This is a genomic window from Shewanella septentrionalis, from assembly GCF_025370265.1.
Taxonomy (GTDB): domain Bacteria; phylum Pseudomonadota; class Gammaproteobacteria; order Enterobacterales; family Shewanellaceae; genus Shewanella; species Shewanella hafniensis.
Window position 1 is genome coordinate 1 of record NZ_JAMTCC010000004.1, and the last position, 15,017, is coordinate 15,017.

The following is a 15,017-nucleotide window of genomic DNA, read 5'->3' on the forward strand; positions in this document are numbered from 1 at the left end:
TCAGTTTGAGTAGCCTCATGGCTCGCCTCAGCTACCCTCCTCAAATTGCAGAGTATTTCGAGTTTATCGCTTGGCTGCGTTTCCCTATTATCGCGGTATTACTGCTCATCGAATTGTACTTGATGGTGAGTATTATTAAGGGATTGTGGCAGGCGAGGAAGGCTTCAGGCGATCCAAGATTAGCGATCATTGCTCAATATGCTGCCACTGTGGAGCAAGAGCTGGGTAATGGGGTAAATGAACTTAGAACGCTTAATATTGAGGGCGCATCAAACACTGATATGCCAAAGAATCAAATGCCTGACGATGAGAAGCTGACCTTAGGTTTAATACTCGCTACCGAACCCGCGAGTTGGTATTACGCTATCCCTTATTTTTCCCGTCGCCACCCAGCATCGATCACACCGCTTAAGTTACTGAGTGCCCAACCTTGGCATGCTTTAGTCATCATAATGTGTTTAATCGCGGCCTCCACACTGAGTTACATACTACTCGATGATGTGAGTCAAATTGCTGCCGTATTCGTTTCTGGTTTGATCTTATATTCAGTGGTATTAATCGCAGCCAATTACCGAATCAGTCGTTATTACTCCCTGTATCAAAGGGAAGGTAAGCTCATTATCAATAATGGTATCTGGGGTTTTATGGCGATTGATTTAACCCAGATAAGTGAACTGAAATTGGGAACATTTTTGACTCATGTACAACCACAGCAAATGGGGGGGAAATCGGTAGGTGATTCAACTGCAATCAATGCAACAGAAATATTGACGATAGGCCGCGGTGATACCGCGAATGTGCAGCTGATTTTTAAGCGGCCCCAAACTTATTATGGCGGCATGGGACAATTGCCTGAGCCGTTAACTGTGATCAATTTAGTAGTGGATGAACCCCAAGTGTTAGCTGATGCATTGGGCATACTCCAAAATTACAAAAAAGTTTCTTAGAATAGATTTATAACCATGAAATCACATGCTAATTAGATGATTTATCGACCAATCTGAGTTAGTCTGCTTAGCGTTTATAAGAGTGTATTTGCGCGCTCAATGTCGTATAGCCTATTGTTTAATTATCTAAGTTTTTGGGAGCTGTACCACTATGACGCCGATTTTCAGTAATGCCGCTATTGGTCGTAGTTTGTTGGTTTTGCTCTTGTGTGCTGGCGTATTCTTTTTTATCGATTTTTTAGTGCCCGCCTTAGCTGCATTGATTGTGTGTTTTTCGAGTTGGCCTCTTTATCAAAAACTATTGGCAAAATGCGGTGGTCGTTCGGCGTTGGCGGCAACCATTGCCCTATGTTGTATTGTGCTCGGGCTGATTATCCCGCTGGTGTTTGTATTTTCCTATGCGTTACAAGAAATTAGAACTTGGGTTGATTGGTTGGTGTTTACTAACCAACATGGTTCGCCCGTGCCCTTGTGGATCAAAGATTTACCTTGGATGGGTGAATGGTTAACCCTGCAATGGCAGCAATTTATCGGTGAACCCCACGAGCTAGGCAAAATCATCAGTGCCATCAGTGGTCAGAACCTGAGTGGCATTTCCCGTTGGGTGCTGCAATTGGGCTGGAACACACTAGGCCTGCTACTGACCTTACTTTTTATGTTGATCACGTTGTTTTTCCTCTATAAAGATGGCGAGCAAGTGGCCAAACAGTTAGATATTGTCGGCGAGCGAGTATTGCCCGCCCGCTGGCATAGCTTCTCCCGTGTGGTGCCAGCTACGGTCAGTTCGACGGTGATCGGCATGACGCTTATCGCGATTGGTGAGGGCATAGTGCTGGGGATTGCCTATTGGATTGCGGGTGTGCCATCGGCCGTGGCTTTTGGGGTGTTAACCGCCTTTATGGCCTTGGTTCCCGGCGGCGCGCCAACCATGTTTACCTTGATTTCACTCTATCTTGTTGGCACTGGCGATATGACGGCGGGCGTCGGCTTGTTCCTTTGGGGCAGCATAGAGCTGTTTATTGTCGATAAAACCTTAAGGCCTAATCTTGTCGGTGGGCCGATTAAATTGCCTTTCTTACCGACTTTTTTCGGGTTGATCGGCGGCGTGAAAACCATGGGATTTGTCGGTTTGTTTGTCGGCCCCGTGTTGATGGCGCTGTTAGTTGCTATCTGGCGTGAGTGGTTAAGGGAAGAACCTGAAATAATACAAAGTGATAAACAGGCGGGAGCTAAAAGTTAAGGTTTAGTCTGCCCTAAGGCATTTTTGCGCTCATCGGTGTAAAACCACCAAGGTTTAGCATCTTCGCCCGCCATAAAACGGGTGATGGAGATAAACACTTCGATCATGCAAGGGTCGTGTGTTTTTCCGGTCAAATGATTGAGCGCTTGATACAGGTCGTAGGGATTTTGCCCCAGCAGTTGCTCAGGTTTATCTATGCCGAGCAAACGTAAATCCGCCGCACAGGCTTTGCCAATATTCGGCAAATCAGTTAATTGCTTCACCTCGGCACGCACTACTTTCGCAGGATTCATTTTTATCCCTAAGCAAATGAAATATAAAATCTAGGCTAGTTTGCCGCCTTTACCTTCCTTGGTGAAGACGGCAAAAGCTTAGAGTTTACTGATATCGACGTTCAAGCTGTCTAAGTGTTTTAGAATTTCAGGGTTCACATTAGTATCGACACGCCCGCCTAAATGCTCAGCAAAAAACTGTTCAGTGGCGACAATCGATGCCAGCTTGTTGGCGCGTTTACTGAATCCATGTCCTTCGTCTTTTGCCAATACGTACTTAACGGGTAAAGATTTTTGGTACATTTTCTTGGCAATATTGTCCGATTCAATTTGGGTGACGCGTGGGTCATTTGCCCCTTGGATCAGCATCAATGGCGCCTTGATGTTATCGACATAGTTAATTGGCGAGCGTTTTTCCATATCTTGTTTCTGCTCGGCAATTTGCGGATCACCCACCGACTCAAACCATTGGCCTAAGTAGGGGCGCCAATAGTCGGGGAAGGAATTCATTAGCGTTACTAGGCTCGATGGCCCCACATAGGAAATCACTGCTTGGTACAAGTCGGGTGTAAAGGTTGCGCCAGACAGCGCTGCATAACCACCGTAGGAGGCACCGAAGATCCCTAAACGCTGTTTATCGGCAATGCCTTGTTCGACTAAGTAATTGGCACCATCGGTGAGATCGTGCTGCATGCTGCCAATGCCCCAGTTACGGTTACCTAGGTTTAAGAATTGCTTACCGAACCCCGTTGAGGCGCGGAAGTTAGGTTGCAACACCGCATAACCACGGTTGGCATAGAACTGGGCAATCGCGTGGAAGTAGCCCGAGTCGAGCGTCCAAAAATCCCGTGCCCAAGGGCCGCCATGGGGCAAGATAATGGTCGGCAGCTTAGTCTGTTTATCCTTAGGCAGCGTTAAATAGGCTTGGATTTTTACGCCGTCCCGCGCGGTATACACAATCGATTGGCGTGGCGAGAGTTGATCCGCAGGAATGCTGGCTGGAATGTCCGCTAACAGATGGATATTCCCAGTGGCGGCATTGTATTGATAGTCCGCGCCTGCGGCTCTGTCGCTGGCGACATGGATTTGCCACAGATGGGTTTTCTCGTTCATCTCGCCAATCGTGATTTCAACATCTTGATTAAAATGACGATTAATCATATCCCAATGGCGGGCAAACTCGGCATCTAAGGGATAAACCCGTAAGCGACCACCGTAGTAAGCCACAGCTAATGGCTCGCCCGCATCGTTAAATTGCACCGAATAGACGTCGGCCTCGTTGTCGGGATCCTTGTGTAGGGTTTCATATTTACCCGTCATCAGGTCGACTTTCAGCAATTCCTGCTTATCGCGATCACCGATATTGGCGCTGATATAGGCGAGTTTTTTGGCATCGTTTACTTTAAGAATATCGATGCTCTCGCCCTTGGCGCTTTGAATTATCTTGCGCCAGTTGCCGTCGATCAGCACATACAAGGCATTGGTGTTATCAAGATTACTGCTGCTGGCAATCACAGATTTACCCAGCTTGTTAAACCTCACTTGAGTAAAGCTCAGCTCATTCTTCAGGATTGGGGTTAACTTGCCATCGTGGATGTTGAGCAGATAAATATCCATACGGCTCGAATCGTCGTGGTTGGCTTGAACAACCAACAAATCGGGATTGTCTTTTACCTGCTCGAGCACGCTGTATTGCACATCGTCCTTATGGGTTAAGCGCTGCTCTTTGGCGGTGATTTTGCCGGCATTTTCCTCAAAACTCAGCTTATAAATCTGGGTGTTTTCATTACCGCCTTTGTCCTTCATAAAGAACAGGTCATTGCCCTTGGCTGACCATTCGAAGTCGCGAATAGGTTCGGCGGAGGTGGTGAGTGGCGTAGCGCTGGCAAGGTCGGCCTTATCCGCCATCAGGAAGATATTGCTGGCCCCTTGATACTCCTTTACAAAGGCGAGCCATTTGCCATCATCGGACATTTTCAGATGGCGAATGCTTTGCTCGTTAAAGAAGTTTTCGATGGGAATTAACGGCGCTTCGGTTTGCTGCGTTTCGGCAATTTGAGGTTGTGCATTTGGGGTATCAGCAGTGCTGCAACCCGTAAGTAGCAGTGCGGCGGCAATGGCAGCACTGCATAACTGACTAGCGAACGGAAATTTTTGCATTGTTATAACCTTGGCCTGTTGAAATTATAAACATGCTAATACGAAAATTAATTATCGTAAAACAATAATTTTATATTTCTTTGTAATATTTTTTGTTGAAGGTTTATACTGGCGCTCGTTCGCTATGAACGGTTTGGGTTGATGTCTGGGTGAGTGGATGAATCAAAATTTTGAAAAATTAATAAAAATCAGTGAATTTTGTCGCTGGCTGGTGCTCTTTTCTGCGGTGGCCATTGTCGGCTACCTGATTTATTGCTATTGGGCCTACGACGATATCCGCTTCAATAGTAGAAACACCCAGTTACTCGAGTTATGGCACCTCGCAAGCGCTAACAGAATGTTGTTGCTTGCAATTCTAACCCCTTTATTTATCACATTTTTATTAGGAGTATATTGGCTGCAACGGCTCTTATCCTGCTATCAGCGCGGCCTGTTTTTCAGTGATGAGAGTATGAAATGTTATCTGTGGCTAGTGTGGTTAAAAGTGGCGGCCTTAGTGTTCGAGATGCTGCAAACCTTAGGCATTGGCTACTATCATCAGTCATTTTTTGAGGATGGCCGCATCGAATTAGTACTCGATTTTGGCAACATCACCACGATTTTATTGATGTTGCTCATAGTGTATTTGCTTAAAGCCGCCCGCGATTATGAGGCGGAAAACCAAGAGTTTGTGTGATTTTGAATATTATCGTTAATTTAGACGTCATGATGGCGATACGGAAGGTGAGTTCTAAGGAACTTGCCAAAGCGGTGGGCATTACCGAGGCCAACTTGTCCCTGTTAAAACGGGGTAAAGTCAAAGGGGTGCGTTTTGATACCTTGGCGAGTATCTGTGAATACTTAACTTGTCAGCCGGGAGATATTTTGGAATACCGCAAGAATGCCGAGCAAGACGCGTCGGATTAAAGGAAGATGCCTAGGCTGCATGCTGTTTCGACATGCTGCGCAGCCTAGGTTTGCGGTTTTACGCTTTTACTAGCTGAGTTAAATCCGCAGGGCGGTAGTAAACCGACTTTAATACCTTGCCTTGGCGCACCACTTTACCCGCCATTTCTACATCTTTGGCGCATTTGGCTATGATGAAGTCGCCTTTTTTGCTGCCGACAATTTCAACACCTTGCTCGGCATAAAAAGCAATTGTTTCAGCAAGTTCCTGCTCATTACGGCACACTTTGCTCATGTTACTCGAATGCACTTCGTCCCAGCAGGCGATAAAGTCAATTTCACGGTTTTTAGCCACACACAGCAGTAAGTCGATAAGGTAGCTGATCTCTAGGCGGTCACTCACTTGGGCCGCGCCTAAATGTACTAAACGCCCCATTAATACATACACAGAATCGACAATGGCATCGGCCTGCTCGATACGGCTATCGGCTTCGGCAAGTTCAGTTAACTCTTCAATAATCAGCGAAGTATGTAAAGTGTCGGCCTTGTCATCTAAGGAATCAACATCATTAACGGGCAAGTCGAAGGTGCTGCGAAACTCACTGATATCACGATATAAGTGGTCATAAATAGGTTGAGTTAAGCGGGTGAGTTTCATTTGGATTGCCTTGGGATCAATAAACAATAAGTAGTTGACGGCAATTTTAAAGAAATGCGCCGTAGAATACAAAGTTCAGGTATTTGCTCTTAAGTGTAAAAAATACCCGCTGCAAATTCGGGTGCAGCGGGTTTCGGCAAATGTAGGGTGGGCTACCGAACGGAGATGTAAACTGGCTTTTTAGTACAAAATGATTACTGGCCGTATTTTGTGATTAATTTATCAAGATAAGGGATGACGTCTTTATCGCCCCAATCGAGATATCCGCGTACGAAACCAACAAGATTACCTTTAGCATCAAAAAAATACGTCGCAGGAACGACGTTTGCAGGAATGATCTGTTCTATGTTTTGTGTTGGATCGAACCAAGTTTGGTAGTCGCTAAAATTATGTTGAGTGAGGAAAGGTCGCACATCCTTAGGTTCCTCATCAATGGAGATTGGGACTATGGCGATATTTTTCCCTTGATATTCTTGTTTAAGATGTTGAAGCTCTGGGATTTCACGCAGGCAGGGGGCGCACCAAGTTGCCCAAAGATTAACGAGAACCAGTTTACCTTGATGTTGTTTTAGGGTTTGAGTTTTTCCCGCTTCATCAATGAAAGGCACATCCGGTACGCCGCGTGCGTGCTGCATTTCAACGAAGCCTCTCATTATCCTAGGTTTAGGAATCGCTTCGCCAGTGTCGTAAAGCTTATTCTGTAATGAATGGGCTTGGACTGCGTTGTTTAACAGGACAAAACTGCATAGCAGAATGAGTCGCATAGAGCATAGTTTCATGGTGAATCCTTAATTTGAGATAGGGAACTCAGTGCTCAGCGCTTAATGAGTCCAAGGCAAATACCTACACCGAGTAATAGCAAGAGTAGCGGGCCAAACCAAAGTGCGACCGTAGAGCCTTTCAGTTCGGGTTGATAACGAATTTTTTCACCATAGCGCTGTACCATAAAAAGAATGATTTCATCTTGGCTATCTCCTTGTTCCAACATGGAAAAAATTTGAGCTTTAAGCTCATGTGCGATAGGGGCTTGTGATTCAAACAAGCTTAGATTTGTTGCCATAGGACAGCGAAGCAGTTTACTGATATCCATAGCTTGTTGTTGATGAGCAGTGTTAGAGACAGGTTGCTCTTGCACCATAGCGAGGAATGCAGTCCCGCCTAGAAACAGCGTGGTAAAAAGCAACCAGATAAAAGTACTGAGGTAAGGTGAGCGAAATAATGGATTCATTAGGCAAGCATTTCCCTTTGCAATGAATGGGATGAGTTAGGTAAGGCTGCTGGTTTCGGGTAATAACTCAGGCTGCGAGTAGGCCAAGCGGCGACAGTTCCACCTAACATCATTAGCAGTGCCCCAAGCCAGATCCAACTGGCAAGGGGTTTATAGCTGATGCGGATCAGGTATTCGTTATCACTAAGTTGCAATCCCATCGAGACATAAATATCCCGCCATAGGCCGTGATCAATACCGGCATGGGACATTTCCATGGCATTGCTTTTGAAGGTTTGTCGTTGTGGGGTGATATAGCCTAGTACCAGCTCATCTTGGGCTGCATCACGGATACTGATATTGGCTTGAATCGCAGTAAAACTCTTGGTCTCGATATTCTCGGTACTTTCATAAACTAAGACATAACCCGCTAACGGCTTACCTTGGCCTGGGCCTATTCTTAGCAGGGCTTCTTGTTCAAAGAAAGAGACGGCCGTCGCACCTATTATAGTTACAGCCACGCCTAAATGAGCGAGCAGCATGGCCATGAGACGTCGTTTAGGGAGAGGCTTAGCTGTATTTATATTTTCTTTAACAGGCTGTTTATTTTGGTGATTTTTATTTTTTAATCCTAATGCTGCTATCAATGTTAATAATAAGCAAACGAGTAACCAAAGCGCTGCTGCAGTGCCAAGTAATAGAAATAAATTGTTGCCAGTTGCTGCCTGTAAGCTTATCCACAGAGCTGCAGTTAAGATCAGTGTACCGGGTATGATCAAAGGCTTAACTTGAGCTTTGGATGCTTTTTGCCTACCAGCTAAAGGGGCGACACCCATCAAGAGTACGAGTAAGAAGGTCAGAGGTACAAAGATCGCATTAAAATAAGGGGCACCGACAGAAAGTGTACCTAAACCAAGTAATTCATAGAGCAAGGGATAGAAGGTACCGAGTAGAACGGAAAATGCCGCTACGACTAATATTACAATACCGAGTAGCAACAGCGTTTCTTTACTGAAAATGCTATGCCGAACTGAGTGTCTGAAGTTATTGGCTTTAAGTGCAAAGGTGAGCAGAGCTACGCTAACAAAAAGTATTAATAAACAGAGGATTGACATACCACGGGTAGGATCAGCGGCAAAGGCATGCACCGATTGCACTATGCCGGAACGTACCAAAAAACTGCCCAGCAAACTGAGTGAGAAAGCTAATAGGCACAGCAGCAATGTTGTGATTTGAAAGCCATTAGTGCGTTTCGTCAGAACAATGGAATGGACTAATGCTGTAGCGACAAGCCAAGGGATAAATGAGGCGTTTTCTACAGGGTCCCAAAACCACCATCCGCCCCAGCCCAGTTCGTTATAGGCCCACCAAGAACCAAAGGCATTGCCACCTGTAAGGAAAATCCACGCCAGTAACACCCAAGGGCGAAGGTAATCGAGGTGGCGAGCAGGTAATTTGCCCCCAATGAGTGATGCCAGTGCTGCGGCAAAGCAAACCGTTAGCCCGACATAACCTAAAAACAGCATTGGTGGATGCAGTATTAAGCCAATGTCCTGCAATATGGGGTTAAGGTCGCGTCCTTCGACTGGAATGTTTGGGAGTAAGCGGGCAAAGGGATTGGAGGTAAAGAGTAAAAACAAATTAAAGCCGAGGATCACTAAGGCCAAAATAGCGAGAACTCTGCCAAAGTAAGCCCTATCAGCCTGTAAATTGGCGAGCTTGGCGTTATGCGTCGCTTGACGCCAATTGATCACCGCACCCCACAGGGCAATGGCGAACACCCAAAATAACATTGAGCCTTCGTGGCTGCCCCACACCGCCGCGATTTTATAACCGAGGGCGAGCTGACTATTAGAATGATTGGCAACATAGGCGACTGAAAAGTTATCGGTAATAAAGCTAAAAATTAAGCTAAATAATGCTGCCAGTAAGGTAAAAAAGAGAGCGTAGAATAATTTATTGCCAAAGCTGATTAGGTAAAAGTTATTCCGGTAGCTACCGATTAAATGATGACTAGCCGACAATAATGCCAACACAGTACTCATGATCAGCAATATGTGCCCTAGCTCTGGAATCATATTTGTCATAGATATTTCCTGCATAGCATTGGTTGTCGAATTGCATTAATTCTGGAATTAATAATGGGTTAACTTTTTTAGCGGTTAATCGCTACTAACTTATTTATTTTTATTGTTGCCTGGCTAAATTGGATATTGAGTCTTTAACCATTTAACGATTGACTCGCAGGGTAGCTGAGTTTTTGTGGAAGGAATGTGATCTGTCTCGGCATTAAAATGGTCATTTATGACTTTGTTTATTTTTGAAAAATCAAAGCCATTTTTAGATTTTTTTAGAGTTCAAAAAACATCTTTTAGATCTAATTAACTACTGTTTTTAATTGTTTAAGATGTTGATTTGTTATGATTTAATTATTTTGGCTCCTCTTGATTTCTGAATTAGAATTTAATGTGCTCTAGCGCAGATTTTTTGTTTTTCCACTCCGTCATCATGCAGCCACTGGTCAATTGTTTATGTCGTTCAGTGAACAGTTAGGTTCAGTGGAGAATATAAAACTAATGATAAATTAGGAGTGAATGATGAAGCGATGGAAAATCAAAACAGCCTTAGGCGTGCTGTTTTGTTTAGGTTCTGCCGTAAGCGCTACCACAATCGCATCCGATGCTAAATCGGATGGTAAAGTGGTCCCTGGAGTGGGTAATAAACAGCAATCCCACTATACTCAAGATATTTTGGCTAATCCCAATTTAAATGACAATTTAATGGAGAAATCCCGTGGTGTTAAAACACTGCAGGATTATATTGTTCAAGAGCAAGAATTATTTGATTTTTTATTTGAAAATCACCCCGTTTTTAAATATGACGCGGAAGGTCGATTAAAGGGCACTTATAAAGTCAGTGACCGCGGTGAAGAATATTTACACGGTGGTGACAGTGTTGCTTACAGTAAACACAGTAAAGAAGTGAACTCAACTGATGGCACCGCTGTACGTTATAGTGCCTATAACGATGGTCAACGTCCAAAAGCACTGCAATATCGTTTAGGGGCAAAATCGATTTTAGATTTCCCTAACAAGTTTGTTGGCCCCGAAAAATGCGGTGAGTGTCATGGTCCGCAATACGAAAAATGGAGACGTTCACGTCACTCTAAGACGATTCGCTTCCCTGGCGAACATCCAGAAGTCGATAACGACCTGAAAAAAACCATGTATACAACCAAAGATACCTCGATTCTGCCATCGGGTATTACGCCAGACGCTATCTATGCAACTGTGGGGACGCCACGTACCAAATATGGTTTTATCGACGCCTATCTGGTGCGCGGTACTTACCACGTGAAAGACGGTCTGCTGAAAGATGGCACTGGTACTATGGTCGCCGGTGGTAACCAATTCTCCCGCGGTTGGGCTGAGTGGTTAACCCCTGAAATGGCTGCAAAAATTAACAAAGCTATCCCAAGTTTCCCGGTCAAAATGGAAGATTTTGGTACCAGCGGTTCACACCAATGGGGCATGAGCTCATACGGTGCTAAGTACGAGAAGGAATTCCTATTCCAACCAGCTAGCTCCTATTGCGAAATGTGCCACAGCTTTAAGTTTGACTTCCAAACTAAAGATGAATTCTTCGCTGCCTTAGGTAACCCAAAAGAGCTGCAAAAACACACGATTTCTAAAGGGATTACCTGTGAAGAGTGTCATGGCGCAGGCGGCCACTTAGACGGCGGTATTGGTGGCGGTATGCCATCTAACTGTGAACGTTGTCACCAACGCTTCAATTTTGTTGAAGAGCTAGCTGAAACGCCACAGGGTAAAGAGAAACTGGAATATGCCTTCAACGTGAAGATGAAATCTTCTTGCCCATCTTGCGGTACTGAAGGTTCGCAAATGTTTGCCTCTGCACACTATGACAAAGGCATGCGTTGTTCAACCTGTCACGATCCACACGAAGTGACTGATGGTGATTGGAAATCTGGTACTACCAAGCCAAAAATCATCAAAGAGTGTACTGACTGTCATACGGCTCAAGCCGAGATCGCCAAGAACACCAACACCCACAGCAACCAAACTTGCCAAAGCTGTCACATGCCAAACATGGGAAGCTGTGAAAACTTCACTGCGATCCAATTCCCAGATATGGCGGGCTTCGACAACGTGCGTAAGTCACATATGTGGAAGATTGACGTCGATCCTCTGCGTAAGACTCTTAACCCACCTGAAGGTAAGTCTCGCGATGCGACCACCAAAGGTTGGACTGTGGCGAAGGACGAAAACGGCTACAACTACCTCGACTTGATGTGGACCTGTGCCCGTACTTCGGCTTCTGACCACGACGTTACTGAAAACAAAGGTTGTCATAGCCAGTTCCAATCTGAACTTGAAGTGGGTCTGCACTTTGAAGACCAGATGGAAATCTATGGCGAAGTTCAAAAGTGGCAAAAACCAGTTAAAGAAACTTTTGCCCAAGTAGAACAAGCCCTTGCCCGTATCGACAAGCTGTTAGAAGTCACCAAGCTGTCGGTTGAAGACAAGACGCAAGTGTTGATGTTGACCGACAAAGCCCAAGATGTTGTTCGCCTGATTAAGGCTGACGGTTCATGGGGTGCGCACGGCCCAAGTTACTCACTGAAACGTCTTGATGCTGCCTTAACCTATGTGACTCAAGCCCAAGCTATTATCGATGGTAAAGGTCTGAGCGCACAGAAAATGTAGTTCGACTCGAGTCTAACTTGTCCCCGGCACACCCGTGCCGGGGAATATACGAGGCCAAATGATGAATAACGTGATCCGACAAAGCCTTATCGGCGGCTTAATGGCTCTGAGCTTAGGGGGCATTAGCCTACCCGCCATCGCAGGGGGAGGTTCTGATATCTCTGAAGCGCCCTATAACGAAATTCAGTTAAATCCTATTTCCATGCGGGAAGCTGAAACCTTAGTCGGCAAGCAAGAGGTTTATTTTTTCGACGTAAACACGCTGGAAATCTGGGCGGAAGGTTTTGTCCCCGGAGCGGTTTTTTTCAATGTTCAAAATTGGAGAGAGTTACTTCCAAAGAATAAAGATGCGGTGATGGTGTTCTATTGCGCTAATCGCCTTTGTACCGCTAGCAACATGGCCGCTCGGGAGACCATGAAGCTAGGTTACACCGGAGTTCGCCATATGGCAGACGGTATTTTCGGTTGGCGTATGTCCGGAAGAGCAACAGAAAAACCATAGTAATCAAATAAATATTTTAATCGGTTATGGGTAATGCCCATACGTTTTCGGCTAACGCACTAAGCCCAAGGGCTAAATAGAAGAGAATATAAAATGAAAACATCTATGCCAACGTCTTTTATCCCAAAAACCATCACAGTGGCGACCTGCGCCGCACTGTTTGTATCTATGGCGAGCTTTGCCGCCCCAAGCCTTAAAACCGATGCAGAAAAAGCGTCTTACAGTATCGGTGCATCCGTTGGTAACTACATTTCTGGCCAGGTTTATAACCAAGTAGAACTGGGCGCAGAAGTGAATGTGGACTTAGTTGTTCAAGGTTTTGTGGACGCGCTGAAAAAACAACAGCAATTAACCGATGAAGAAGTACTGACATACCTCAATCAACGCGCCGAAGAATTAAATCAAGTGAGAAAAGCCAATGCTGAAAAATTAGCTGCTAAAAATATCAAAGCGGGTGAAGCCTTTCTTGCTGAAAACAAAAAGAAGTCTGGCGTCAAAGTGACTGATTCTGGTCTGCAATATGAAGTGCTGGTTACGGGCGAAGGCAAAAAGCCTAATCCAGAAGATGTGGTGACCGTTGAATACGTCGGCAAGCTTATCGATGGCACTGAATTTGAAAACACCGTTGGCCGCAAAGACCCTACGCGTTTTGCCTTAATGACAGTGATCCCCGGTTGGGAAGAGGGCTTAAAACTGATGCCTATGGGCTCTAAATACCGCTTTGTCATCCCCGCAAACTTAGCCTATGGCAATGAATTTGTGGGTGAAATTCCACCGCAATCTACCTTGATCTTTGAAATCGAACTGAAAAATATCGAAAAGCCAAGTGAGAAAAAAGAAGCCCGCATGATGGGCATGATGCCTGCTCACTAAGAGCAAACATCGGGGACTGAGCGTTTAGTTTTGTTCGCTCAGTCATAAGCTTGGAGCGGCAAACAAAGAGGTTAGGTATGGCAAGTTTAGGGTTCACCATCGCACTCCTATTAAGCGGATTTGTTGCTTGGATTTTTTGGCAACACGCACGCTTAAACCAACTGCAAACCGTGGCGAGCTTGCCTCTAGCCTCCCATGGGTTGCCAGTGCTGTGCAGTGGTGTATTGCTTGTCATAACGCTAGCCATCTACAGCCAAACGGGGCGTTATCAGGATTGGGATAAGGGCATAGTCAATGAACATATTGACTACTTAGTCGCTGCCGACATCACCAAAGCCCTGCGTCTCGTGGATGAACAACCGCAAAACCCGTTGGCATTACAGGCGCTTGCCCAGGCTTACAGCGCGGGTGGTTTATATAGCGATGCGGTGCAGACTTTAGACAAGTTGCTTGCGCTAGTGGGTGAGGACGCCGAGGTGCTCGGCGCTAAGGCCAATGCCCTGTATTACCGCGATGCGCGCCAAATTACACCACAGACCCAAGCTGTGATAGCTCAAACCTTAGTCATTGCGCCCTTTGAGCCACAGACCCGAATGTTACAGGCCACCGATGCGTATCTGCATGGGCGTTACCAAGAGGCGATAGACCATTGGCAGGCATTACTGTCACAGCCAACGGCAGAGATTAATCATGAGGCCCTGTTAAACGCCATTGGCAAGGCCCAAAGCAAATTGAATGAAAGTGGATATTAATCAAGTCGCTAGCCATTTTCAGGCATGTAGGAACGATAACGATATAAATAAAAACGTCGGTATAAAACCGATAGATGGAGGATGTTGTGAGTGAAAATATAGAGAGACGGAGGTTCCTTAAAAGCGCTGGCATGTGCTCTTTGATGTTAACGCCTTTAGCCGGGTGTTCGGTCAAAGAAGATGCTGACAGCGCCCATAAGTCCCATTACGTCATGGTCTTTGACCAAAATAAATGTGTCGGTTGTGGTGATTGTAAAACCGCCTGTAACCAAGCAAACAACTTACCCGCGGGTGTTTCTCGGGTGATCCTTGAGCAGCAAAGTGGTCGTGTTGAAGGTCAAGCCTGCCCTCACTGTGGCAAGATGAGTTGCGACTGTGAGCGTAAGTTTGTGCGGGTTTCCTGTCAGCAGTGTAAAAACGCCCCCTGTGTCACTGTTTGCCCAACGGGCGCCGCGCACCGCGACGCCAAAACCGGCATTGTGACTATGGATGCAAGTAAATGCGCGGGCTGCAAATATTGTATTGGCGCATGTCCTTACAATGCACGTTACATCAACAAAGAGACGGATGTGGCGGATAACTGTGACTTCTGTTTGCATAGCAAGCTGTCTAAGGGCGAGCTACCCGCCTGCGTACAGAGCTGTAAGTACGACGCGCTGATCTTTGGTGATGCCAATGATCCTCAGTCCTATGTGAGTAAGTTATTGGCGGTAAAAGACTCAGTGCGGATTAAGCCGCAGTTTGGTACTGAGCCGAGCTTACGTTACATACCAATCGTCAAACTGGGAGTGTAA

At 45.7% G+C, this 15,017-nt stretch carries 15 protein-coding genes; 9 read left to right on the forward strand and 6 right to left on the reverse strand.

Going from position 1 to position 15,017, the window contains the following annotated elements:
* On the forward strand, nucleotides 1–947 hold a 947-nt coding region (locus NE536_RS02970; protein WP_261271755.1), incomplete at its 5' end, for a hypothetical protein.
* 151 nt (nucleotides 948–1,098) lie between these two features.
* Nucleotides 1,099–2,187 carry an AI-2E family transporter gene (locus tag NE536_RS02975; protein ID WP_261271756.1) on the forward strand — a complete coding sequence of 363 codons (1,089 nt, stop codon included), beginning with the start codon at nucleotides 1,099–1,101 and terminating at the stop codon, nucleotides 2,185–2,187.
* Here NE536_RS02975 and NE536_RS02980 read toward each other — a convergent pair.
* Both NE536_RS02980 and NE536_RS02985 read right to left on the reverse strand, forming a co-directional pair.
* Entirely contained in the window at nucleotides 2,184–2,480 is a 297-nt protein-coding gene (locus tag NE536_RS02980; RefSeq protein WP_261271757.1) for a helix-hairpin-helix domain-containing protein, read from the reverse strand. The two genes, NE536_RS02975 and NE536_RS02980, sit on opposite strands and share 4 nt — an antisense overlap.
* Nucleotides 2,481–2,558: 78 nt before the next feature.
* Nucleotides 2,559–4,619: a S9 family peptidase gene (locus NE536_RS02985; protein ID WP_261271758.1), complete on the reverse strand. Its 2,061-nt coding sequence runs from the start codon at nucleotides 4,617–4,619 to the stop codon at nucleotides 2,559–2,561.
* A 337-nt stretch (nucleotides 4,620–4,956) separates the two neighbouring features.
* Between NE536_RS02985 and NE536_RS02990 the strand changes: the two genes are divergently transcribed.
* On the forward strand, nucleotides 4,957–5,295 hold the full coding sequence (locus NE536_RS02990; protein WP_342455069.1) for a DUF2975 domain-containing protein: 339 nt from the start codon (nucleotides 4,957–4,959) through the stop codon (nucleotides 5,293–5,295).
* A gap of 2 nt (nucleotides 5,296–5,297) precedes the next feature.
* A complete protein-coding gene (locus tag NE536_RS02995; RefSeq protein WP_261271842.1) occupies nucleotides 5,298–5,525 on the forward strand; it encodes a helix-turn-helix domain-containing protein in 228 nt (75 codons plus the stop codon).
* Nucleotides 5,526–5,583: 58 nt separating this feature from the next.
* Here NE536_RS02995 and NE536_RS03000 read toward each other — a convergent pair whose 3' ends face one another.
* The 4 genes from NE536_RS03000 to NE536_RS03015 all read right to left on the reverse strand — a co-directional run bounded on the left by NE536_RS03000 (nucleotide 5,584) and on the right by NE536_RS03015 (nucleotide 9,456).
* Complete coding sequence (locus tag NE536_RS03000) at nucleotides 5,584–6,162, reverse strand: nucleoside triphosphate pyrophosphohydrolase family protein (RefSeq protein ID WP_261271760.1); 579 nt, start codon at nucleotides 6,160–6,162, stop codon at nucleotides 5,584–5,586.
* 194 nt (nucleotides 6,163–6,356) lie between these two features.
* Nucleotides 6,357–6,941, reverse strand: coding sequence for a TlpA family protein disulfide reductase (locus tag NE536_RS03005; RefSeq protein WP_261271761.1), 585 nt, complete (start codon nucleotides 6,939–6,941; stop codon nucleotides 6,357–6,359).
* 35 nt (nucleotides 6,942–6,976) lie between these two features.
* On the reverse strand, nucleotides 6,977–7,390 hold the full coding sequence (locus tag NE536_RS03010; protein ID WP_261271762.1) for a cytochrome c-type biogenesis protein: 414 nt from the start codon (nucleotides 7,388–7,390) through the stop codon (nucleotides 6,977–6,979).
* Nucleotides 7,390–9,456: a heme lyase CcmF/NrfE family subunit gene (locus NE536_RS03015; RefSeq protein WP_261271763.1), complete on the reverse strand. Its 2,067-nt coding sequence runs from the start codon at nucleotides 9,454–9,456 to the stop codon at nucleotides 7,390–7,392. Before NE536_RS03015 ends, NE536_RS03010 begins: the two co-directional genes overlap by 1 nt.
* Before the next feature lie 510 nt (nucleotides 9,457–9,966).
* On the opposite strand from NE536_RS03015, the gene sirA reads away from it, so the two are divergent.
* From sirA to NE536_RS03040, 5 genes are all read left to right on the forward strand, one after another.
* Entirely contained in the window at nucleotides 9,967–12,096 is a 2,130-nt protein-coding gene (sirA, locus tag NE536_RS03020; protein ID WP_261271764.1) for a dissimilatory sulfite reductase SirA, read from the forward strand.
* Between the two features lie 58 nt (nucleotides 12,097–12,154).
* Nucleotides 12,155–12,598, forward strand: a complete 444-nt coding sequence (locus NE536_RS03025) for a rhodanese-like domain-containing protein (RefSeq protein WP_012090330.1) — start codon at nucleotides 12,155–12,157, stop codon at nucleotides 12,596–12,598.
* Nucleotides 12,599–12,691: 93 nt separating this feature from the next.
* Nucleotides 12,692–13,471, forward strand: a complete 780-nt coding sequence (locus tag NE536_RS03030) for an FKBP-type peptidyl-prolyl cis-trans isomerase (RefSeq protein WP_261271765.1) — start codon at nucleotides 12,692–12,694, stop codon at nucleotides 13,469–13,471.
* Between the two features lie 77 nt (nucleotides 13,472–13,548).
* Entirely contained in the window at nucleotides 13,549–14,223 is a 675-nt protein-coding gene (locus NE536_RS03035; RefSeq protein ID WP_261271766.1) for a tetratricopeptide repeat protein, read from the forward strand.
* A gap of 86 nt (nucleotides 14,224–14,309) precedes the next feature.
* Nucleotides 14,310–15,017: a 4Fe-4S dicluster domain-containing protein gene (locus tag NE536_RS03040; RefSeq protein ID WP_037427340.1), complete on the forward strand. Its 708-nt coding sequence runs from the start codon at nucleotides 14,310–14,312 to the stop codon at nucleotides 15,015–15,017.

What these genes read in the sequence shown, in the direction of transcription:
- NE536_RS02975 (WP_261271756.1), top strand. Translation starts at nt 1,099, where the DNA reads ATGACGCCGATTTTCAGTAATGCCGCTATTGGTCGTAGTTTGTTGGTT.
- NE536_RS02980 (WP_261271757.1), bottom strand. Translation starts at nt 2,480, where the DNA reads ATGAATCCTGCGAAAGTAGTGCGTGCCGAGGTGAAGCAATTAACTGAT.
- NE536_RS02985 (WP_261271758.1), bottom strand. Translation starts at nt 4,619, where the DNA reads ATGCAAAAATTTCCGTTCGCTAGTCAGTTATGCAGTGCTGCCATTGCC.
- NE536_RS02990 (WP_342455069.1), top strand. Translation starts at nt 4,957, where the DNA reads ATGTTGTTGCTTGCAATTCTAACCCCTTTATTTATCACATTTTTATTA.
- NE536_RS03000 (WP_261271760.1), bottom strand. Translation starts at nt 6,162, where the DNA reads ATGAAACTCACCCGCTTAACTCAACCTATTTATGACCACTTATATCGT.
- NE536_RS03005 (WP_261271761.1), bottom strand. Translation starts at nt 6,941, where the DNA reads ATGAAACTATGCTCTATGCGACTCATTCTGCTATGCAGTTTTGTCCTG.
- NE536_RS03010 (WP_261271762.1), bottom strand. Translation starts at nt 7,390, where the DNA reads ATGAATCCATTATTTCGCTCACCTTACCTCAGTACTTTTATCTGGTTG.
- NE536_RS03015 (WP_261271763.1), bottom strand. Translation starts at nt 9,456, where the DNA reads ATGACAAATATGATTCCAGAGCTAGGGCACATATTGCTGATCATGAGT.
- sirA (WP_261271764.1), top strand. Translation starts at nt 9,967, where the DNA reads ATGAAGCGATGGAAAATCAAAACAGCCTTAGGCGTGCTGTTTTGTTTA.
- NE536_RS03025 (WP_012090330.1), top strand. Translation starts at nt 12,155, where the DNA reads ATGATGAATAACGTGATCCGACAAAGCCTTATCGGCGGCTTAATGGCT.
- NE536_RS03030 (WP_261271765.1), top strand. Translation starts at nt 12,692, where the DNA reads ATGAAAACATCTATGCCAACGTCTTTTATCCCAAAAACCATCACAGTG.
- NE536_RS03035 (WP_261271766.1), top strand. Translation starts at nt 13,549, where the DNA reads ATGGCAAGTTTAGGGTTCACCATCGCACTCCTATTAAGCGGATTTGTT.